The sequence below is a fragment of the Cereibacter sediminicola genome (assembly GCF_007668225.1).
Taxonomy (GTDB): Bacteria; Pseudomonadota; Alphaproteobacteria; order Rhodobacterales; family Rhodobacteraceae; genus Cereibacter_A; species Cereibacter_A azotoformans.
Map to the genome: position 1 here is coordinate 46009 of NZ_VDEK01000001.1, position 20569 is coordinate 66577.

Annotated in this window: 14 protein-coding genes; 3 read left to right on the forward strand and 11 right to left on the reverse strand. The window is 68.7% G+C overall.

All coding sequences use genetic code 11. The features are described 5' to 3' along the window. Nucleotides 1–123: 123 nt before the first annotated feature. The 5 genes from lon to FG154_RS00250 all read right to left on the reverse strand — a co-directional run bounded on the left by lon (nt 124) and on the right by FG154_RS00250 (nt 9494). A complete protein-coding gene (gene lon, locus FG154_RS00230; RefSeq protein ID WP_145103078.1) occupies nt 124–2532 on the reverse strand; it encodes an endopeptidase La in 2409 nt (802 codons plus the stop codon). A gap of 269 nt (nt 2533–2801) precedes the next feature. Beyond that, a complete protein-coding gene (locus FG154_RS00235) occupies nt 2802–3890 on the reverse strand; it encodes an alkene reductase (RefSeq protein WP_145103081.1) in 1089 nt (362 codons plus the stop codon). Between the two features lie 94 nt (nt 3891–3984). Then, a complete protein-coding gene (gene tgt / locus FG154_RS00240) occupies nt 3985–5115 on the reverse strand; it encodes a tRNA guanosine(34) transglycosylase Tgt (RefSeq protein ID WP_145103084.1) in 1131 nt (376 codons plus the stop codon). Between the two features lie 166 nt (nt 5116–5281). Then, nucleotides 5282–8359, reverse strand: coding sequence for an efflux RND transporter permease subunit (locus tag FG154_RS00245; protein WP_145103086.1), 3078 nt, complete (start codon nt 8357–8359; stop codon nt 5282–5284). A 7-nt stretch (nt 8360–8366) separates the two neighbouring features. Further along, nucleotides 8367–9494: an efflux RND transporter periplasmic adaptor subunit gene (locus FG154_RS00250; RefSeq protein WP_145103089.1), complete on the reverse strand. Its 1128-nt coding sequence runs from the start codon at nt 9492–9494 to the stop codon at nt 8367–8369. A 145-nt stretch (nt 9495–9639) separates the two neighbouring features. Between FG154_RS00250 and FG154_RS00255 the strand changes: the two genes are divergently transcribed. After that, nucleotides 9640–10209, forward strand: coding sequence for a TetR/AcrR family transcriptional regulator (locus FG154_RS00255; protein ID WP_145103092.1), 570 nt, complete (start codon nt 9640–9642; stop codon nt 10207–10209). Nucleotides 10210–10257: 48 nt separating this feature from the next. Here the strand turns inward: FG154_RS00255 and guaB are convergent, their stop codons facing one another. The 6 genes from guaB to FG154_RS00285 all read right to left on the reverse strand — a co-directional run bounded on the left by guaB (nt 10258) and on the right by FG154_RS00285 (nt 17873). Further along, the gene (guaB, locus tag FG154_RS00260) at nt 10258–11706 is read right to left on the reverse strand and encodes an IMP dehydrogenase (RefSeq protein WP_145103095.1); all 1449 of its coding nucleotides are present in this window, start codon (nt 11704–11706) and stop codon (nt 10258–10260) included. Between the two features lie 95 nt (nt 11707–11801). Further along, nucleotides 11802–12776: an SLAC1 family transporter gene (locus FG154_RS00265; protein ID WP_145103098.1), complete on the reverse strand. Its 975-nt coding sequence runs from the start codon at nt 12774–12776 to the stop codon at nt 11802–11804. Nucleotides 12777–13127: 351 nt separating this feature from the next. Further along, nucleotides 13128–14240, reverse strand: a complete 1113-nt coding sequence (locus FG154_RS00270; protein WP_145103101.1) for an ABC transporter ATP-binding protein — start codon at nt 14238–14240, stop codon at nt 13128–13130. Nucleotides 14241–14270: 30 nt separating this feature from the next. Further along, nucleotides 14271–15392: a carbohydrate ABC transporter permease gene (locus tag FG154_RS00275; RefSeq protein ID WP_145103104.1), complete on the reverse strand. Its 1122-nt coding sequence runs from the start codon at nt 15390–15392 to the stop codon at nt 14271–14273. After that, nucleotides 15392–16384, reverse strand: coding sequence for a carbohydrate ABC transporter permease (locus tag FG154_RS00280; protein WP_145103107.1), 993 nt, complete (start codon nt 16382–16384; stop codon nt 15392–15394). The genes FG154_RS00275 and FG154_RS00280 overlap by 1 nt, the downstream gene beginning before the upstream one ends. A 136-nt stretch (nt 16385–16520) precedes the next feature. Further along, complete coding sequence (locus FG154_RS00285) at nt 16521–17873, reverse strand: ABC transporter substrate-binding protein (protein ID WP_145103109.1); 1353 nt, start codon at nt 17871–17873, stop codon at nt 16521–16523. A 300-nt stretch (nt 17874–18173) separates the two neighbouring features. Between FG154_RS00285 and FG154_RS00290 the strand changes: the two genes are divergently transcribed. After that, the gene (locus tag FG154_RS00290) at nt 18174–19496 is read left to right on the forward strand and encodes a GH1 family beta-glucosidase (RefSeq protein WP_145103113.1); all 1323 of its coding nucleotides are present in this window, start codon (nt 18174–18176) and stop codon (nt 19494–19496) included. A gap of 18 nt (nt 19497–19514) precedes the next feature. After that, a complete protein-coding gene (locus tag FG154_RS00295) occupies nt 19515–20468 on the forward strand; it encodes a glucokinase (RefSeq protein ID WP_145103116.1) in 954 nt (317 codons plus the stop codon). The last annotated feature ends 101 nt before the right edge of the window (nt 20469–20569 follow it).

The following is a 20569-nucleotide window of genomic DNA, read 5'->3' on the forward strand; positions in this document are numbered from 1 at the left end:
CACGAGACGGAAGTGGGGATGCGGGCGCGGGCGCACGCAAGGCCAAGCCGCGCGGCAGCAAGCTGAGCACGCAAAGGAAAAGGCGCGGCCGCAGCCGCGCCTTCCCCGTCTTCCGAAGGATGTTCAGTGCGCCGTGGCCGACGGCGCGGCTTCGCGCTCCAGCCGGCGGGCGGCCGCGGCGGCCTCTTCGGCGGCCTCGTCCCATTCCACCGGCTCGGGCATCCGCACCAGAGCCTCGCGCAGCACCTCGCGGACGTGCGAGACGGGGACGATCCGCAGCCCCTCCTTCACGTTGTCCGGGATCTCGGCCAGATCCTTGGCATTCTCCTCGGGGATCAGCACCGTCTTGATGCCGCCCCGAAGCGCCGCGAGAAGCTTCTCCTTCAGCCCGCCGATCGGCAGCACGTTGCCGCGCAGCGTCACCTCGCCCGTCATCGCCACATCCTTGCGGACCGGGATGCCGGTCAGGACCGACACGATCGAGGTCACCATCGCCACCCCGGCCGAAGGCCCGTCCTTGGGCGTCGCGCCCTCGGGGACGTGGACGTGGATGTCCACCGCCTCGAACTTCGGCGGCTTCACCCCCAGCTCGGGGCTGATCGAGCGGACGAAGCTCGAGGCCGCGTCGATCGATTCCTTCATCACGTCGCCGAGCTTGCCCGTGGTCTTCATCCGGCCCTTGCCCGGCAGGCGCAGCGCCTCGATCGAGAGGAGTTCCCCGCCGACCGACGTCCACGCAAGGCCCGTGACGACGCCCACCTGATCCTCTTTCTCGGCGAGGCCATAGCGGTGCCGCTTCACGCAGAGGAAGCTTTCCAGCTTCTCGGGCGTGACCTCGACCGCCTTGGTGGCGCCCTTGACGATCTCGGTCACGGCCTTCCGCGCCAGCTTGGCAATCTCACGCTCCAGATTCCGCACCCCCGCCTCGCGGGTGTAGGTGCGGATGATCTCGGTGAGCGCCGCGTCGGTCACGCTGAACTCGCCCTTCTTCAGACCGTGGTTCTCGATCTGTTTCGGGATCAGGTGTTGCCTGGCGATCTCGCGCTTTTCATCCTCGGTGTAGCCCGAGAGCGGGATGATCTCCATCCGGTCGAGCAGCGGCGAGGGCATGTTGTAGCTGTTCGCCGTGGTCAGGAACATCACGTTCGACAGATCGTATTCCACTTCGAGATAGTGGTCCACGAAGGTCGCGTTCTGTTCCGGGTCGAGCACCTCGAGCATGGCCGAGGCCGGATCGCCGCGGAAGTCCTGCCCCATCTTGTCGATCTCGTCGAGCAGGATCAGCGGGTTGGTGGTCTTGGCCTTCTTCAGCGCCTGGATGATCTTGCCCGGCATCGAGCCGATGTAGGTCCGGCGGTGGCCGCGGATCTCGGATTCGTCGCGCACGCCGCCCAGCGAGATGCGGATGAACTCCCGCCCTGTGGCCTTGGCCACCGACCGCCCCAGCGAGGTCTTGCCGACGCCCGGAGGCCCGACGAGGCAGAGGATCGGCCCCTTGAGCTTGGCCGACCGCGCCTGCACGGCGAGATATTCGACGATGCGTTCCTTGACCTTTTCGAGCCCGTGGTGGTCGGCATCGAGCACCGCTTCGGCCTTGGTCAGGTCCTTCTTGGTGCGCGACTTCACCCCCCACGGCACGCCGAGGAGCCAGTCGAGATAGTTGCGCACCACCGTGGCCTCGGCCGACATCGGCGACATCGACTTCAGTTTCTTGACCTCGGCCTCGGCCTTGTCGCGGGCCTCCTTGGACAGCTCGGTCTTGGCGATCCGCTCTTCCAACTCGGCGATCTCGTTCTGGCCTTCCTCGCCGTCGCCGAGCTCCTTCTGAATGGCCTTCATCTGCTCATTCAGATAATATTCGCGCTGGGTGCGCTCCATCTGCGACTTGACGCGGGTCTTGATCTTCTTCTCGACCTGCAGGACCGACATCTCGCCCTGCATGTGGCCATAGACCTTCTCCAGCCGCTCGGCCACGTCGAGCGTCTCCAGAAGCGCCTGTTTCTGGGCCACGTCGATCCCCAGATGACCGGCCACGAGATCGGCCAGACGGGCGGCGTCGCGCGTCTCCGAGACGGCGGAGAGCGCCTCCTCGGGGATGTTCTTCTTGATCTTGGCGTAGCGTTCGAACTCTTCGGCCACGGCGCGCAGAAGCGCATCCACCGTCGCCTGATCGCCCGGCTGCTCGTCGAGACGCTCGGCCCGAGCCTCGAAGAACGAGTCGTTCTGCACGAATTCGGTGATCCGCACGCGGCTCTTGCCCTCGACCAGCACCTTCACGGTGCCGTCGGGCAGCTTGAGAAGCTGGAGGACATTGGCCAGAACGCCGGACCGATAGATCCCGTCCGTCGTCGGATCATCGACCGACGGATCGATCTGCGACGAAAGCAGGATCTGGCGATCGTCGGCCATCACCTCCTCGAGTGCGCGCACCGACTTTTCGCGCCCGACGAACAGCGGCACGATCATGTGGGGGAAGACCACGATGTCGCGCAGCGGCAGCACGGGATAGCTGTTGGGAAGCTGTTCAGTCATGTCTTTTCCTTCGATGCAGGAAGGCTCCGGCCCCGGCCATTCGGCAGCACTCGGCCTTCCCCGGACAGTCACTACGATATCTGGTGGCGTGGGGTCCTGCTGTCAACCGGACCTCCACTGCGACTTCCCGCAAACTCTGGACCCGTGGACCGCGCGGAACAAGTCATCTTTCGGTGCAAGTTTGTGCGGCATCCGGCAGACGGGCCGAAGGCCGCACGGCCCTCGGCGGGCTCGCCCCGGCCGTCCGGCGCCGGGGCTCCCGTCCTCCATCAGGCCGCCGGCGTCAGCGCCGGATAGTCGGTGTAGCCGCGGGCACCGCCGCCATAGAGCCCTTCCGTCGGCAGCGGGGCCAGAGGCGCCCGCGCGGCCAGCCGTTCGGCAAGATCGGGGTTCGAGATATAGAGCTTGCCGAAGGCCACCATTCCGGCTCGCCCTCGCTCGACCGCCTCGACCGCCATCTCGCGATCATAGCCGTTGTTGGCGATGTAGGTGCCGTGGAAGCGATCCCGCAGCGCCTCGAGCGCGCCCTCGGGCCAGTCGCGCGGCCCGCCCGTCTGGCCCTCGACCATGTGCAGGAAGGCGATCCCGTGCCGGTTCAGCACGTCGATGACCTTCGAGAAGAGGCCCACGGTGTCGCTGTCAATCCCCACATCGTTGGCGTTCGAGAAGGGCGAAAGCCGGATGCCGGTGCGCCCCGGCCCCATCTCCGAGACCACCGCGCCCACCACTTCATCGAGGAACCGCACGCGGTTCTCCCGGCTGCCGCCATAGGCGTCGGTGCGCTTGTTCGACGTGTCGCGGAGGAACTGGTCGATCAGATAGCCGTTCGCCGCATGGATCTCGACCGCATCGAAGCCCGCGGCCTTCGCGTTGCGCGCCGCCTTGCGGTAATCCTCGACCACGCGAGCGATCTCGTCCGTCGCAAGCGCCCGCGGCTCGGAGGTGGCGACGAACTGGCTGCCGTCGAAGGTGCGCGAGGCGGCGGTGATGGCCGAAGGCGCGACCGGCGCCTGCCCGTCCAGCAGGCTCGTGTGGCTGATCCGCCCGACATGCCAGAGCTGGATCGCGATATGGCCGCCCTGCGCATGGACGGCCTCGGTCACCGCGCGCCAGCCGGCAACCTGCGCCTCGGAATGGATGCCGGGCGTCCAGGCGTAGCCCTTGCCCTCGGGCGAGATCTGCGAGCCTTCCGTCACGATCAGGCCCGCGCCGGCGCGCTGGCGGTAATATTCCACGGTGAGTTCGGTCGGCAGGTCGCCCTCGGGATTCGCCCGGTTGCGGGTCAGCGGCGCCATCACGACCCGGTTCTTCAGCGTCAGATCGCCGAAGGCGATCGGGGTGAAGAGTGTCTCAGTCATCCGGTATGTCCTTGATCTGTGTCGCCCCGAGATAGGGCCCGCAGCGCCCGGGGCAAAGGCGCCTCCCATGCAGCCGGCGCATGGCCGTCATGCCTCAGAGCGGCTCGATGTCGCCTTCGGCCCGCTGCGCATGGAACTGCGCCACGAAGGCCGCCAGCCGCCCTTCCGAGATCGCCTCGCGCAGGCCCTGCATCAGATCCTGATAGTAGTGCAGGTTGTGCCAGGTCAGCAGCATCGAGGCGATGATCTCCTGCGCGCGGAAGACGTGGTGCAGGTAGGCGCGCGAATAGTTGCGGCAGGCCGGGCAGGTGCAACTCTCGTCCAGCGGGCGCGGATCGTCCATGTGGCGGGCGTTCTTGATGTTGACCTGCCCGCGCCGCGTCCAGGCCTGCCCCGTCCGCCCCGAGCGCGAGGGCAACACGCAATCCATCATGTCCACCCCGCGCTCGACCGCGCCCACGATGTCGTCGGGCTTGCCCACGCCCATCAGGTAGCGCGGCCGGTCCTCGGGCAGGAAGCCCGGCGCATAGTCGAGAACGCCCAACATCGCCTCCTGCCCCTCGCCCACGGCAAGTCCGCCGATGGCGTAGCCCTCGAAGCCGATGGCCTTCAGCGCCTCGGCGCTTTCCTCGCGCAGCTCGCGCGTGACCCCGCCCTGCATGATCCCGAAGAGCGCATGTCCCGGCCGGTCGCCGAAGGCGTCCCGCGACCGCTCTGCCCAGCGCATCGACAGCCGCATGGATGTCGCCACCGCCGCCTCCGTCGCGGGCAGCGCCGGACATTCGTCAAAGGCCATCACGATGTCCGATCCCAGCAGCCGCTGGATCTCCATGCTGCGCTCGGGGCTCAGATGATGCTTCGATCCGTCGATGTGCGAGCGGAACGTCACCCCCTCCTCCGTCAGCTTGCGCAGGTCGGCCAGGCTCATCACCTGAAACCCGCCCGAGTCGGTCAGGATCGGCCGCTCCCAGTTCATGAAACGGTGCAGCCCGCCCATCCGTGCCACCCGCTCGGCCGTGGGCCGCAGCATCAGGTGATAGGTGTTTCCGAGCAGGATGTCGGCGCCCGTCGCCCGCACGCTCTCGGGCAGCATCGCCTTCACCGTCCCGGCCGTGCCCACCGGCATGAAGGCCGGCGTGCGGATCTCGCCGCGCGGGGTCGAGATCACCCCCGTCCGCGCGCCCCCGTCGGTCGCCGTGAGTTCGAAGCTGAATCGCTGGGTCATGGTCGCCTCCGCCTGCCGCGCGACCTTCTGCGCCATGACGCCCCAAAAGCCAAGGGCGCCGCCTCCTGCCCGGACGCGGCGCCCTTTCACTCTGGAAAAATATCCTCGGGGCGGGGGTCCGGGGGAGGGGCAGACAGCCCCACCCCCGGCCGCTCCCCCGGGTGCCTCAGGCCGAGGCCTCGCGCGCCTCCAGCATCGCGCGATGCGCCTCCCATTCCTTGTCCGGCTTCGAGATGAAGGTGTAGAACATCGGCACGACAAAGAGCGTGAAGCAGGTCCCGATCAGGAGGCCCGTGAAGATCACGATCCCCATGGCCTGCCGCGCCTCGGCGCCCGCGCCTTCCGCGATGATCAGCGGCACCACCGCCAGCGCCATCGCCGCCGTCGTCATCAGGATCGGCCGGAGCCGCACCTTCGCCGCCGCCACGATCGCCTGCCGCCGGTTCAGCCCGTGCTGCTCACGCTGCTGGTTGGCGAACTCGACCATCAGGATGCCGTGCTTGGTGATCAGGCCGATCAGCGTGATCAGGCCCACCTGCGTGTAGATGTTCAGCGTGCCGAGCCCGAGGTTCAGCGGCAGGATTGCGCCGAAGATCGACAGCGGAACCGACATCATGATGATGAACGGATCGCGGAAGCTCTCGAACTGCGCGGCCAGCACCAGATAGATCACCACCACCGCCGCCGCGAAGGCGAGCAGGATCGTGTTGCCCTGCTCCACCTCGAGGCGCGACTGGCCGGAATAGTCGAGGAAGAAGCCGTCCGGCATGACCTCGTTGGCGATCTGCTGCAACTCGGCCAGCCCCTGCCCCGTCGAGACGCCGATCATGGGCAGCGCCGAGATGGTGGCCGAGTTCAGCTGGTTGAACTGCTCGATCGAGGCCGCCGCGGCGCCGGTCTCGAAATTCACCACCGAGGTCAGCGGCACCATCGCGCCCGAGGCCGCGCGCACGAAGAACTCGCCCAGCCGTTCGGGATTGTCGCGCCAGTCGCGCGGCACCTGCGGGATGATGTCGTAGCTGTTCGAGTCGCGATCGAACTGCGCGATCGACGCGCCCCCCACCAGCAGGCCCAGCGTGTTGCCGATGTCCGAGATCGGAACGTTCAGCGTCGCCGCCCGGTCGCGGTCAATGGTGGCCACCACCTCGGGCGCGTCGAAGGCGAGCGAGTTCTGCACCGCGATGAAACGCCCCGACGCCTCGGCCCGCCGGCGGATCTCCTCGGCGATCTCGAAGACCCGGTCGGGCGACTGGATCGACTGCAGCACCATCGAGATCGGCAGCCCGCCGCCCGTCCCCGGCAGCGTCGGCGGCGCAAAGACGAAGCCCTGCATCCCCGGCACCGGATCGAGCAGGGACTGCACCTCCTGCTGCACCTCGGCCTGGCTGCGCTCGCGCTCGGCCCATTCGTCCAGCACCCAGATGTAGATGCCCTGATTGGCCTGCCCGCCGAAGCCCGCGATCGAGAATTCGGTCTTCACCTCGGCGATGTCGCTCGTCACGTCCGAGATCCGGTCGGTGTAGAGCTGGGTGTATTCCTTGGTGGCGTAGCGCGGCCCGTTCAGGATCGCGAACATCGCGCCCTGATCCTCTTCGGGGGCAAGCTCGCTCGTTGTGTTGACGAACATGAAGCCCGTGACCGCGACCAGCGCCACCACCATCAGCAGCGTGACCGGCCGGTAATCGAGCGAGGACGACACCCGCCGTTCGTACCAGTTGGCCGTCCCCTCGAGCGTCCGGTCCACGATGCGCTGGAAGCGGCTGCCGCTGCCTTCCTTGAGCAGGCGGGCCGACATCATCGGCGTGATGGTCAAGGCCACCACGCCCGAGATGATCACCGCCCCCGCCAGCGCGAAGGCGAACTCGGAAAAGAGCGATCCCGTCAGCCCGCCCGAGAAGCCGAGCGGCGCCAGCACAGCGGCCAGCGTGATCGTCATGGCGATGACGGGCCCGGTGATCTCGCGCATCCCCTTGAGGGCGGCCGCGTAGGGCGTCATGCCCTCGTCGATGTGACGGTGGATGTTCTCGACCACCACGATGGCGTCATCGACCACGAGGCCGATGGCCAGCACCATCGCCAGCAGCGACAGCAGGTTGATCGAATATCCCAGCGCCAGCAGCACCGCGCAGACCCCGATCAGCGAAAGCGGGATCGTCACGATCGGCATCAGCACCGAGCGGAACGAGCCGAGGAACAGCAGGATCACCACCACCACGATGGCGACGGCCTCGGCCAGCGTCTTGAACACCTCCATGATCGAGGCGGTGATCGTCTCGGTCGAGTCATAGACGAGGTTGATCTCCATGCCCCGCGGCAGGGTGGCGTTGATCGCGGGCAGTTCATCGATCACCGCCGAGGCCGTGGTCAGCGGGTTCGCCGCCGGCGTCGGGAAGATGCCGATGAAGGTGCCGGGCTGGCCGTTGAAGGTCACGATGCTGTCCGGCTCGGCCGAGGCCAGCTCGACGTCGGCCACGTCGCGCAGGCGCACGACCTCGTCGCCTTCCGACCGGATCGGCAGGGCGCCGAAGGCTTCGGGCGTCTGCAGCGTCGATTGCAGCTTGATCGCGCGGGCGAAATACTCGCCCTCGGTCTTGCCGGGGGCCGACAGGAAGTTCGAGGCCCGGATCGCCGTCAGCACTTCGGACGCGGTGACGTTGCGCGCGGCCAGCTTCATCGGGTCGATCCAGACCCGCATCGCATATTCGGCGGCGCCGATGATCTGGATCTCGGCCACGCCCTCGATGGTGGACATGCGCGGACGGATCACCCGCTCGAGATATTCCGTCATCTGCTCGGCCGACATGTTCGGGTTCAGCGCGGCCAGATACATGAGCGCGAAATTGTCGCCGGTGCCCTTCACGATCACCGGGTCCTCGGCCTCGGAGGGCAGTTCGCCCCGCACCTGCTGGACCTTGGCCAGAACCTCGGTCAGCGCCACATCCGAATTGGCGCCGAGCTTCATCTGCACCGAGACGATCGAGGCCGAGGGCCGGCTCTGGCTCGTCACATAGTCGATGTTCTCGGTCGTGGCGACGGCACGGGCAATGGGGGCCGTGATGAAGCCCTGGATCAGCTCCGGCGAGGCGCCGGGATAGGTCGTGGTGATGGTGACGACCGTCTCCTCGACCTCGGGATACTGCCGGACCGGCAGGTTGAAGATCGAGTAGAAGCCGATCAGCAGGATGAAACTTGCCAGCACCGTCGAGGCGACCGGCCGGCGGATGAAGATCTCGGAAATGCTCATCGGTGCCTCACTCGGACTCGGTCTGGGCCGGCGCCTGGGCGCGGGCCTGCGCCATCGGCTGCACGGCGTTGTCCACCGTCACCGGCGCCCCGCCGGACAGACGGTTCTGGCCCGCATTGACCACCTCGTCCCCCGGCTCGAGCCCCGAGACGATCTCGATCATCTGGCCGTCGCGGCGGCCGGCCTGAACGAAGACCTGCTCGACGGTCCGGGGCGCGTCTCCCTCACCCGCGCGCACGACATAGACCGAGTCGCCATAGAGGCTCGTCATCAGCGCGGTCTGCGGCACGGCGATCACCTGCTCCTCTTCGGGCAGCTCGACGCGGACCCGCAGGAACTGGCCGGGATAGATCCGGCCCGTCTCGTTGGCGACCTCGGCCCGCACCGTCACGAGGCGGGAGTTGGGATCGACCTTCGGCTCGATGCCCGTGATCTCGCCGCGTGCGCTGTAGCCGCCCGCTTCGGACGCCACGCTGACCGGAAGGCCGGACTTGATGCGCCCGATCTGCTGCTCGGGCAGGGCGAAATCGACGCGCATCGCGTCAAGGTCCTGCAGGGTGGCGTAGATCGTTCCCGGTGTCACATAGCCGCCGACATCCACCTGCGGGATGCCGATCACACCGTTGAACGGCGCCACCAGCTCCTTCTGCTGCATCTGCGCCCGGATCTTGGCCACCTGCGCCCGCGCCGAGGCGGCCTGCGCCTGCGCCGTGTCCAGATTGTTCACCGCCGACACGCCGCGCTCCTGCAGGGCGCGTGCGCGTTCAAGCTCGGTCTCTGCCAGTTCCAGCGCGGCTTCGGCCGCGGCAAGGTCGGCCCGCTCCTCGCGCTCCGAGATCTGGAGAAGCTTCTGGCCCTCTTCGACATGCTCGTTCGCGCGGAACAGGATCTCGCGCACGGTGCCCCCCGCCTCCACCGCAAGATCCACGCCCTGCGCCGCGATCGCGGTGCCGATGGCCTCGATGCCCGGGCGCCAGGTGATGGGCTCGGCCACCGAGGTGGATACGGTGACGGGGGCCGGCGTGCGGTTGGCAAAGAAATCCGCGATCATCTGGTCGCGGAAGCGGTTGAAGCCCACGATCCCGCCCACGATCACGGCAAGAAGGACCACGGCGATGATGAGGCGCTTGACCATCCGGTTCTCCATCGACTGCCGTCGGACACAGTGCCGCGTCGGCGGAAGTTTGACTTTTGCCCATTCTACTGTACCGTCCAGACGGTAAAGTCAACGGACATGGGAAGCTGCAGTGCCTGAGCTAGCACCGAGGCTTAGAAAGAAAATGGCGGGCGAGACGCGGAGGCGGCTGCTGGAAGCGGCCGAGCATCTGGGGCGCACGGTCGGCCCTGCGGGCATGTCGCTGGACGCGGTGGCGGCCGCGGCCGGCGTGTCCAAGGGCGGGCTGCTCTACCATTTTCCCAGCAAGCACGCGCTCCTGCGCGCGCTTGTGCAGGATCATGTCGCGGGCTTTCGCCTCGAGATGGACCGCCGCTGCCCGGGCTGGGACGCGCCTGCCGACGAGCGGCAGGCGCTTCTTGGCGCGCGCGCCTACGTTGCCACCATGCGCGAGCTGATGCAGCAGACCGACGCGCCGTCGTCGGGGATCTTCGCGGCGCTGACGGAGGACCCGCACTTCATGGCGCCGCTGCTCGAGTTGCGGGGCGTCGTGAGGCGGATGTTCAGCCGCTGCCCGCCCGAGGCGACGCTTGTTCTGGGCGCCTGCGAGGGCGTGGTGCACGACCGGATGATCGACGCCGACCACTGGGATTGCGGATGGGCCGAGGAACGGTTCCGCATCATGGAGCGCCTGCTCGACGAGCTTGCCGCAGGCCGCGCGCGCTTTGCCGGATGACCCGGATCTGCGGCAGGGCCCGGAAGGGGCCGGACCCTGCCCTCGGGCTCAGCCCAGCCGGTAGTTCGGGCTTTCCCGCGTGATCTGAACGTCGTGGACGTGGCTTTCCTTCAGCCCCGCCCCGGTGATCCGCACGAAGTTGCAGCCTGCGCGCATCTCGGCGACCGTGCGGTTTCCGGTGTAGCCCATCGCCGCGCGAAGGCCGCCGACCATCTGGTGGATCACCGCCGAGGCCGGGCCCTTGTAGGGCACCTGCCCCTCGATCCCCTCGGGCACCAGCTTGTCCGAGGCCGCGTCCTTCTGGAAGTAGCGGTCGGCCGAACCGCGCGCCATGGCGCCGAGGCTGCCCATGCCGCGGTAGCTCTTGAAGCTGCGGCCCTGGTAGAGGATCACCTCACCGGGGCTTTCGTCCGTCCCCGCGATCGCCGAGCCCACCATCGCGCAGGAGGCACCCGCCGCGATCGCCTTGGCGAAGTCGCCCGAGTACTTGATGCCGCCGTCGGCGATCACGGGGATGTCGCCCGCGGCGCCCGCGGCATCCATGATCGCCGTCAGCTGCGGCACGCCCACGCCCGCCACGATCCGCGTGGTGCAGATCGAGCCCGGCCCGATCCCCACCTTCACCGCATCCGCGCCGGCCGCGATCAGCGCGCGCGTCGCCTCGGCGGTGGCCACGTTGCCCGCCACCACCTGCACCGAGTTCGAGAAGCCCTTGATCCGCTCAACCGCCTTCGACACGCCCTCGGAGTGACCGTGGGCGGTGTCGATCACCACCATGTCCACGCCCGCCTCGATCAGCGCCTGGCTGCGCTCGAAGCCCGCCTCGCCCACCGTCGAGGCGGCGGCGACGCGCAGCCGGCCCAGCTCGTCCTTGCAGGCGTGCGGGTTCAGCACCGATTTCTCGGTGTCCTTCAGGGTGAGAAGGCCGGTCAGCTTGCCCTGCCCGTCCGTCACCAGAAGCTTCTCGATCCGCCGGGCCTTCATCAGGCTGATGGCCGTGTCGCGGTCGGCCGGCTCCTGCAGGATGGCCAGATTGTCCGAGGTCATCATCACCCGGACGGGCGTTCGGTCGTCGTTGGCAAAGCGCATGTCGCGGTTGGTCACGATCCCCACCACGCGCCCGCCCTCGTCCACGACGGGAAAGCCGGTCACGTTGTACCGCTCCTGCAGGGCCTTGGCGTCGGCAAGCGTCTGGTCGGCGCGCAGCGTGATCGGGGCATAGACGATGCCGCTTTCGAACCGCTTGACGCGGCTGACCTCGCGCGCCTGCTCCTCGATGCCGAGGTTGCGGTGGATCACCCCGATCCCACCCGCCTGCGCCATGGCGATGGCCATGCGCCCCTCGGTCACCGTGTCCATGGCCGAGGACAGAAGCGGGATATTCATGCGGATCGCCTTCGTGACGAAGGTCGAGGTGTCCGCGTCCGACGGCAGCACAGAGCTGGCCGCGGGAACAAGAAGGACGTCGTCGAAGGTGAGAGCCTCGCGAATCTCCATGGGACATTCCTTGGATGGGATCGTTTGGCGGTTCCCTGTTTCACGCACGCAGGGGGAAGGCAAGGGGAAAACCGTGGCTTGACCGGATGGCCAGCTCAGGCCTGTGCCGCGTTGGTGCGGGCGGCGAGGCTGCCGCGGGCCCACTCCTGCAGGATCCTCACCGCGATCGGCGGGATGACCAGCACCGACGCGCCCAGCAGCACCGCCCCCGCCTGCGGCCAGACGGTCAGCACGAGGCCCGTATAGGCCGCAAGCGGGAAGGTCAGCGCCCCCCAGAGCGGGCTGAAGCCCGAGGCGAGCAGCCAGCGCGCCGAGGCGAGAAGGACCGCAAGCAGGACCGCCCCGGCTGCGGCACAGGCGGCCGCGACCGTCGGCAGGCCCTGGTTCGCCGCCACCAGCCCAAGGAGAGCCCAAGGCGCCAGATGGATCGCCAACAGCGGCCGCAGCGGCGGCGGCGGCACCTGCCGCACGAACTGCACCAGCGAGCCGAGCCAGATCGCCGCGGCCACCAGCGCGCAGAGGATCAGCAGCCCAAGGCCCAGCCCCGGCCAGCCCACCGGCGCCGCCGTCAGGCCGCCGATGATGAAGCCCACGAAATGCAGGTGCCAGACGGGCGTGACCACGCGCCCCTCCTTCGGACCCGCCAGGAGCAGCGCCGCCACCGTGCCGGCCAGCAGCGCCTGCGCCCCGAGGCCCGCCACCAGAACCGCGCGCGCCGCGTTCGGCCCATAGGGCACAAGCACCGCAGCCAGCACCAGAAGGCCCAGCACCAGCGCCGCAAGGCCCGCCCGCCCCGGCAGCACACGCAGATCCTCGAGCACCACGCCCGGCCGCTGCACCACCTTGGCCGCATAGGCCGCCACGGCGAAGGCCCCGAGGCCGGTGGCCGCCCCCAGCACGGCCTCGCCCACGCCGGGAGCAAGGCCCCAGACCTCGGCCGCTCGCCGAAGCGCCAGCCCAAGCCCCAGAAGGCCCAGGATCGGCGGAAAGATCGCAGGCGGCGTTCGCTGGAACGGCCTTGGGCGCCGGGGCGGGAACGGGGGTGGAGGGAAGACCGGAGGGCGCGACATGAGGAACCTGTGGGCAAGACCTTGCGGGACGGGACGAAGGCGACGCGAAAAGGATAGAAGCGCGGGGCGGCAGAGACAATCGGAAGGCGGCACGGCCGCAGGACGGGCCGGTCGCCGGACGGACGAAACCGCCCGTCGGCGCGCCCCGGAAACAAACGCCGCGCGATCCGGTTGCCCTGACGTGAGAAACCGGAGAAGCCCATGCCAGACAAGAAGAAGGAGAGCCGCCGCGTCACCTGGATCGGCCTTGCCGCCGTGGTGCTCGCGCTCGTCTCGCTCTACGCCTGTTCGCAGGGCTGACGCGGGCGGCCGCCCCGGCGCGATCCGGGGCCGGCCGCCGGCGGCGGGATGTCAGACCGCCTCCGGCAGGATCTCGTGGCCGCGGTAGAGAAGCGACTGCCCCTCGTGGAAGAGATGCAGCCTCGCCGGATCGGCCCCGAGCCGCACCGTGCGGTGGCGCAGCTCGCTGCGGATGCCGGGCAGCTTGGCCACCACCTGCCCCTCGCCGTCGCGGGGCACGAAATAGAGCAGCGTCACCTCGCCCAGCGCCTCGGTGATCTCGACCTCGCCCTCGTAAAGCGCCGGGCCCTCGGTCTCGGCAAGATCCTCGGGGCGCACGCCGAGGCTGACCAGAAGGCCGCGGTCTTCGGGACCCGTCGGAATGGCCACCCGCGCCGTGCCGCCGGAGTCGAGATGCACCACCGTCTCGGCCCCCGTCTCGACGATCTCGCCCGGCAGGAGGTTCATCGAGGGCGAGCCGATGAACTGGGCCACGAAGGCGTTCCGCGGCCGGGTGTAAAGCTCGAGCGGCGTGCCGACCTGGCTGATCCCGCCTCCCTCGAGCACGACGATCCGCGAGGCGAGCGTCATGGCCTCGACCTGGTCGTGGGTCACATAGATCATCGTCCGGTCGGGCATCTTCTCCTTGAGCTGGGCGATCTCGATCCGCGTGGCCACCCGGAGGGCCGCGTCGAGGTTCGAGAGCGGCTCGTCGAAGAGATAGACCTGCGGATCGCGCACGATGGCCCGCCCGATGGCGACCCGCTGGCGCTGCCCGCCCGACAGCGCCCGCGGCAGCCGGTCGAGATAGGGCGTGAGCTGCAGGATGCGCGCCGCATTCTCGACCGCCTTCGCGATCTCCGCCCGCGACTGGCCCGCGATCTTCAGCGCGAACTCCATGTTCTGCCGGACCGTCATGTGGGGATAGAGCGCATAGCTCTGGAACACCATGGCGATGCCGCGCTGCGCGGGGGGGACGTCATTCACCACCCGCCCGTCGATCTCGAGCGTGCCGCCGGTGATCCGCTCGAGGCCCGCGATCATGCGCAGCAGGGTGGACTTCCCGCACCCCGAGGGGCCCACGAAGACGATCAGCTCGCCCTTTTCGATGGTGAGGTCGATGTCGCGCAGCACGCGGACGTCGCCGTAGGCCTTCTCGACCTTGGTCAGCTTCAGATCGGCCATGGTCCCTCTCCCTTCCCTACCGCTGCACGCTCATTTCACAGACCCCGCCAGCAGCCCGCGCACGAGGTAGCGCTGCATCGCGAAGAACACGACGATCGGCACCGCGATCGAGACGAAGGCCGAGGCCGCGAGGATCTCCCAGTCGCCGCCGCGCGAGCCCAGAAGCTCGCGCAGGACGCCGGTCATCACCAGTTGCTCGGGCGTGTTGGACAGGAAGACCGTCGCCACGAGGAGGTCGTTCCACGTCCAGAGAAACTGGAAGATCGCAAAGCTCGCCAGCGCGGGAAACGACAGGGGCAGGATGATGCGGACGAAGATCTGGAAGTCGGTCGCCCCGTCAACCCGCGCGCTCTCGATGATCTCGCGCGGCAGGCCCACCATGTAGTTGCGCAGGAGATAGATCGCGAGCGGCAGGCCGAAGGCCGAGTGGGCGAGCCAGATGCCGAGGTAATCCTTGCCGATCCCCACCGCATTGTGGAGTTGCAGAAGCGGGATCAGCGCCAGTTGCAGCGGCACCACCAGAAGCCCCACCACCGCCGCGATCAGCAGCGCCCGCCCCGGAAACTCCATCCAGGCCAGCGCATAGGCCGCGAAGGCCGCCACGAGGATCGGGATGACCGTGGCGGGGATCGTGACCGTCATCGTGTTCAGGAAGGCGCGCCCGATGCCTTCGGCAAAGAGCACCCGGTCGTAATTGTCCGTCGTGAAGCGCGGCGGCGTCTCGACCGCCACGAAGAGGCGCGGCCCGCGCTCGGCAAAGGGCTCGGGCGCCTCGGCCCGGTAGCGTCCGTCCGCCTCGACCGTGACGCGGCCGCCGTTGGCGAGCGTGCCCGTCTCGCCCGCGGCATGGGCGAAGGGCTCGCGCGCCGAGGTGCCGAAGCGGTTCAGCGTGCCCTCGTCGATCACGGTGCCCTCGATCACCCAGAGATCCCCCTCCTGCCGCTGGTCGCCCGCGCCCGCAAGGCGGAGGACCTGCCGTTCCTCGGCCGGAAAGAGCGCGGCCCACCAGCCCGAGGTTGCGATCTGATCGCGGTCGCGGAAGGACGAGACGAGCAGGCCCACCGTCGGAACGGTCCAGAGCAGCACCAGCGCCACGACCGCGAGATGCACCGCCCAAACGAGGCTCGACCGGGTGCCGGCGATGTTGTCCATCAGCGGGTCTCCTTTCGCGCGTTCACGATGTTCCAGATCATGATGGGCGTAACCAGAACCATGATGACCAGCGCCACAGCCGAGGCGCGGCCCGCGTCGTTGCCGCGGAACATCCAGTCGAACATGAGGTTCGCCAGCACCTGCGTGCCCCATTGCCCGTTGGTCATCGCCAGCACGATGTCAAAGACCTTGAGGACGAGGATGGTGATCGTGGTCCAGACCACCGCGATCGTGCCCCAGATCTGCGGCACCTTGATCTTGAGGAAGATCTGCAGCGGCGAGGCGCCATCCAGGATCGCGGCCTCGACCGTCTCCTCGGGGATGCCGCGCAGCGCGGCCGACAGGATCACCATGGCAAAGCCGGTCTGGATCCAGATCAGCACCGCCATCAGGAAGAAGTTGTTCCAGAACGGAATGGCAAGCCAGGTCTGCTCGGTCCCGCCCAGCGCCTCGATCACCGCGTTCAAGAGGCCGATCTCCTCGCGCCCCTCGCCGCGGTAGTCGTAGATGAACTTCCAGATCACCGAGGCGCCGACGAACGAGATCGCCATCGGCATGAAGATCAGCGCCTTGGCGAAGTTGCCCCAGGCGATGCGGTCGGTCAGCGCCGCCGCGATCAGCCCGACGAAGGTCGAGGCCGCGGGCACCACCAGAAGCCACAGGAAGTTGTTGCGGATCGACTCGCGGAACTTGCCGTCGTTCATCAGCCATTCGTAGTTCGCAAGGCCCACGAAGCTCTCGCCGCTCGCGTCCCGCAGCGAGAGCCAGATCGAGACGAAGACCGGATAGACGAGATAGATCCCGAGCAGCAGGATCGCCGGCAGCAGGAAGAGCCAAGGCCGGATCGCGCTCGACCGCGCGATGTTGGTGCCGGCATGGGGCCCGCGCGGCGGATAGATCCGGTCGAGAATGAGGTTCGCCGCGAAGAAGTAGGCCACGCAGCCGAACACCCCCACGACGATGGTGCCGCCCGCCATGATCAGCTGTTGCATCATCCGCCTTCCCTCCTCGCCGCCCGCCCGCGGCGGCCGGTGTCCGTGCCCCCACGTTCCGCCGCCTGCCCGCCCGTCACCTGACCCTCCGTCGCTTGACCGGCCGTCGCTTGCCCGGCCGTCACTTGCCCGCCCGTCACTTGAACGTGTCCCAGGTGCGCTGGATGCCGGCCGCCACGGTCTCGGCCGGCTGTCCACCCATGTAGTCGATCATTCCGGTCCAGAAGGCGCCCGCGCCCACCGCGCCCGGCATCAGGTCGGATCCGTCGAACCGGAAGGTCGTGGCCTCGAGCAGGATGTCGCCCATCTTGCGCAGCGTGGGATCGCCATAGACATCGGTGTTCACGCCCGTGTGCGGCGTGAGAAAGCCCGTCTGGGCCATCCAGACCTCGTGCGCGATCGGCGTCGTGAGAAAGTCGATGAAGGCGCGCGCCACCGGCGTGTCGCGGGTGATGCCGAAGACCGTCCCCGCACCCAGGACCGGCTGGCCCAGATCGCGGCTCTCGTAGGCGGGAAGGTAGAAGAAGTCGGCATCCTCGCCGATCACCGTCCCCTCGGGAAAGAACGAGGGGATGAAGCTTGCCTGCTTGTGCATGAAACACTGGGGCGGCGCGGCGAAGAGACCTTTGGGGCTGTCGCGGAAATCGGTCGCCGCCACCGCATTGGGCCCGCCCGCCACGAAGCGTCCGTCGCGCGCGAACCGGCCGAACTCCTCGATCGCGGCCACCACCTGCGGATCGTCGAACGGGATCTCGTTCAGGGTCCACTGGTCATAGACCTCGGGCGGGTTGATGCGCAGCATCATGTCCTCGACCCAGTCCGTCGCGGGCCAGCCCGTGGCCCCGCCCGAGGCGAGGCCGATGCACCAGGGCGTCACCCCGTCCTCCACCATGCGCTCGGACAGCGCCAGAAGCTCCTCCATCGTGGCCGGAACCTCATAGCCAAAGTCGGCGAAATTCTCGGGCACATACCAGACGAGCGACTTCACATCGATCTTGTAGAAGAACCCGTAGAGGGCCTCCTGCCCGTCCCGGCCGGGGAAGGTGCCCAGTCCCACCCAGCTGTCCCCGGCCGCATAATTCTCGCGCAGCCAGTCGCCGAGCGACGGATCGAGGGGCGCCAGCTGCCCCTTCGAGGCCAGATCCCGCGCAAGGCCGGGCTGGGGAAAGATCGCGATGTCCGGCGGCGAGCCCGCGCTCGCGTCGATCACGATCTGCTGCTCGAAATTGTCCGAGCCGTTGTAGGTGACGGCCGCTCCGGTGGCGGCCTCGAAATAGGCGATGACGGAGTTGAACAGGGTCCGGTCCGGGCCGAGCCACGGCCCGAGGATCGTGAGCCGCTGGCCCGAGAAATCCTGCTCCCTGAGGGTCTCGAAGCTGTCCCAGTGAAAGCGGTCGTCCTCGCCGGGGGGAAACGTCAGTTCCTGCCCCGCGAGCGGGCCGGATGCCAGCGCGAGCGTGGCCGCCATCGCGGGAACCATCGCCTTCATTGCGTCCTCCCCCCACCGAAACGAACCCGGATGCGGCGCTCCTCAGGCCCTCCCACCCCTCCCGTGGCTGGAAAGCACAAGCGCATGCGGCAGATGCCCGCTTCCTGACCCGCAACGCCGCCTCTTGCCCGATGGTTCCCGGCCGGCCGGGAACTGGCGACCGTCTCTCCCGTTCCGTCTGGCGAGGGAGGCGGCCGGGGCGACGGGCCCGCTCCTTCCCATGGGCGGCCGGCATCCGGCGCCCGCTGCAACCGCGGGACCCGCACCGGCGGGCCCCGTCCATCCCGACGGAGCTTCCCCATGACCTTCTCCCGCGCCGACTTTCCCAAGGACTTCCTGTTCGGGGTGGCCACCTCGGCCTATCAGATCGAGGGCCACGCCGCCGGAGGCGCAGGCCGGACCCACTGGGACGATTTCGCCGCCGTGCCTGGCAATGTCGCCCATGCCGAGCACGGCGGGCGCGCCTGCGACCACTACCACCGCTGGGAAGAGGATCTCGATCTCGTCCGAGATGCGGGCTTCGACTGCTACCGCTTTTCGGCCTCCTGGGCGCGGGTGATGCCCGAGGGACGCGGGCGGGTGAATGCCGAGGGCCTCGCCTTCTACGACCGGCTGGTGGACGGGATGCTCGAACGCGGGCTCAGGCCCTCGCTGACCCTCTATCACTGGGAGATGCCGTCGGCGCTGCTGGATATGGGCGGCTGGCGCAACCGCGACGTCGCCGGCTGGTTTGCGGATTACGCCGAGGCGCTGATGCGGCGGATCGGGGATCGCATCTGGGCCACCGCCCCGGTGAACGAGCCCTGGTGCGTGGCGTGGCTGTCGCATTTCCTCGGCCATCATGCGCCGGGGGTGCGCGACATCCGGGCGGCGGCGCGGGCCATGCACCACGTCCTCCTTGCGCACGGATCGGCGATCGAGGCGCTGCGCGCGCTCGGTGTGGGCAATCTCGGCACCGTCTGCAACTTCGAGCATGTGATCCCGGCGGACGGAAGCGAGGCCTCGGCCGCGGCGGCCCGGCGGCACGATGCGATCATCAACCGCTGGTTCGTCTCGGCGCTCTTCAACCGCCAGTATCCCGCCGAGGCGCTCGAGGGGCTCGCGCCCCACCTGCCCGAGGGCTGGGAGAAGGACTTCGACCATATCGCCCGCCCGCTCGACTGGTTCGGTCTGAACTACTACACCCGCAAGCTCGTCTGCGCCGCGCCGGGGCCGTGGCCCGGCCTGCGCGAGGTCGAGGGGCCCCTCGCCCGGACGCAGATGGGCTGGGAGATCTATCCCGACGGACTGGCCGAGATCCTGCGCCGCATCCACGAGGGCTACACCCGCGGCCTTCCCCTGATGGTGACCGAGAACGGCATGGCTTCGGCCGACCGGATCGCAGCCGGCGGGGTGCAGGACAGCGCCCGGATCGCCTTCATCGAGGACCATCTGGCCGCCGTCCGGCGCGCGCAGGCCGAAGGCGTGCCGGTGAAGGCCTATCATGTCTGGTCGCTGCTGGACAATTACGAATGGTCGTTCGGCTACGAGAAGCGGTTCGGCCTCGTGCATGTGGACTTCCAGAACTTGCAGCGCACCCCGAAAGCGTCCTATCACGCCCTGGCCCGCGCGCTGGCGCGATAGCGAGCCCCGGAGACGCTCATGGACAACGCCCCCCTCTGCCTCGTCGCCGACATCGGCGGCACGAACACGCGCGTGGCGCTTGCGCAGGGTCCGCGGCTGATGGCCAAGACGACGCGGCGCTTTCGCAACCGCGACTATCCGGCGCTGGCCCCCGTGCTGCGCGATTTCCTGGCCGCCGCCGGCAGCCCCGAGATCGACGGCGCCTGCGTGGCGGCGGCCGGCCCGGTGCGCGACGGTGTGGCCACGCTCACCAACCTCGACTGGACGGTGGACGGGGCCGAGCTTCTGCGCGCGACGGGGGCGCCCCGGGTGGCGGTGCTGAACGATCTTCAGGCGCAGGGCCACGCCCTTGGCCATGTCGATCAGGCGAACCTGCGGATGCTGATCCCCGGCCCCCATCCGCGCCGCGCGGGGCCCATGCTGGTCATCGGCGTGGGCACCGGCTTCAACGCGGCGCCCGTCCACGACATGCCGGGTCTGCGGGTGGTGGCGGCCTCGGAATGCGGCCACGCGGGAATGCCGGTCCGCACCGAGCGCGACCTGCGCCTTGCGCAGTTCGTGCAGAAGATCCACGGCTTTGCCGGGGTCGAGGACGTGCTCTCGGGGCGCGGGCTCGAACGCCTCTACGCCTTCACGGCCTCCGAGGCGGGGCTCGAGGATCGGAAATCCGCCGCCGAGATCATGGCGGCCATCGCCGAGCCCGGGCCCGCCCGCGCGGCGGCCGAGCTGTTCGCCCGCATCCTCGGGGCCGAGGCGGGCAATCTCGCCCTGATCCACCTGCCCTTCGGCGGGATCTTCCTCTGCGGGGGCGTCGCGCGTGCCTTCGCCGCGCATCTCGGGCCGATGGGCTTTGCCGACAGCTTCCGCGACAAGGGCCGCTTTTCGGCCTTCATGGACGACTTCCCCGTCTGCATCGTCGAGGACGACTACGCCGCCCTGACCGGCTGCGCCACCCATCTCGCCACGATCTGAGCGCATCCCGGCCGCCCAACCTCGACCGGCAGCGGCGGCCTGCCGCACCCTTTCCGACGGGGTGACCCCTCCGAAACGGGCGGCCACCATCGCAAGCGAAC

Coding starts and splice junctions, on each gene's coding strand:
- FG154_RS00250 (WP_145103089.1), bottom strand. CDS start 9,494: ATGGTCAAGCGCCTCATCATCGCCGTGGTCCTTCTTGCCGTGATCGTG.
- lon (WP_145103078.1), bottom strand. CDS start 2,532: ATGACTGAACAGCTTCCCAACAGCTATCCCGTGCTGCCGCTGCGCGAC.
- FG154_RS00280 (WP_145103107.1), bottom strand. CDS start 16,384: ATGCAACAGCTGATCATGGCGGGCGGCACCATCGTCGTGGGGGTGTTC.
- tgt (WP_145103084.1), bottom strand. CDS start 5,115: ATGACCCAGCGATTCAGCTTCGAACTCACGGCGACCGACGGGGGCGCG.
- FG154_RS00265 (WP_145103098.1), bottom strand. CDS start 12,776: ATGTCGCGCCCTCCGGTCTTCCCTCCACCCCCGTTCCCGCCCCGGCGC.
- FG154_RS00255 (WP_145103092.1), top strand. CDS start 9,640: ATGGCGGGCGAGACGCGGAGGCGGCTGCTGGAAGCGGCCGAGCATCTG.
- FG154_RS00270 (WP_145103101.1), bottom strand. CDS start 14,240: ATGGCCGATCTGAAGCTGACCAAGGTCGAGAAGGCCTACGGCGACGTC.
- FG154_RS00295 (WP_145103116.1), top strand. CDS start 19,515: ATGGACAACGCCCCCCTCTGCCTCGTCGCCGACATCGGCGGCACGAAC.
- FG154_RS00275 (WP_145103104.1), bottom strand. CDS start 15,392: ATGGACAACATCGCCGGCACCCGGTCGAGCCTCGTTTGGGCGGTGCAT.
- FG154_RS00245 (WP_145103086.1), bottom strand. CDS start 8,359: ATGAGCATTTCCGAGATCTTCATCCGCCGGCCGGTCGCCTCGACGGTG.
- FG154_RS00290 (WP_145103113.1), top strand. CDS start 18,174: ATGACCTTCTCCCGCGCCGACTTTCCCAAGGACTTCCTGTTCGGGGTG.
- FG154_RS00285 (WP_145103109.1), bottom strand. CDS start 17,873: ATGAAGGCGATGGTTCCCGCGATGGCGGCCACGCTCGCGCTGGCATCC.
- FG154_RS00235 (WP_145103081.1), bottom strand. CDS start 3,890: ATGACTGAGACACTCTTCACCCCGATCGCCTTCGGCGATCTGACGCTG.
- guaB (WP_145103095.1), bottom strand. CDS start 11,706: ATGGAGATTCGCGAGGCTCTCACCTTCGACGACGTCCTTCTTGTTCCC.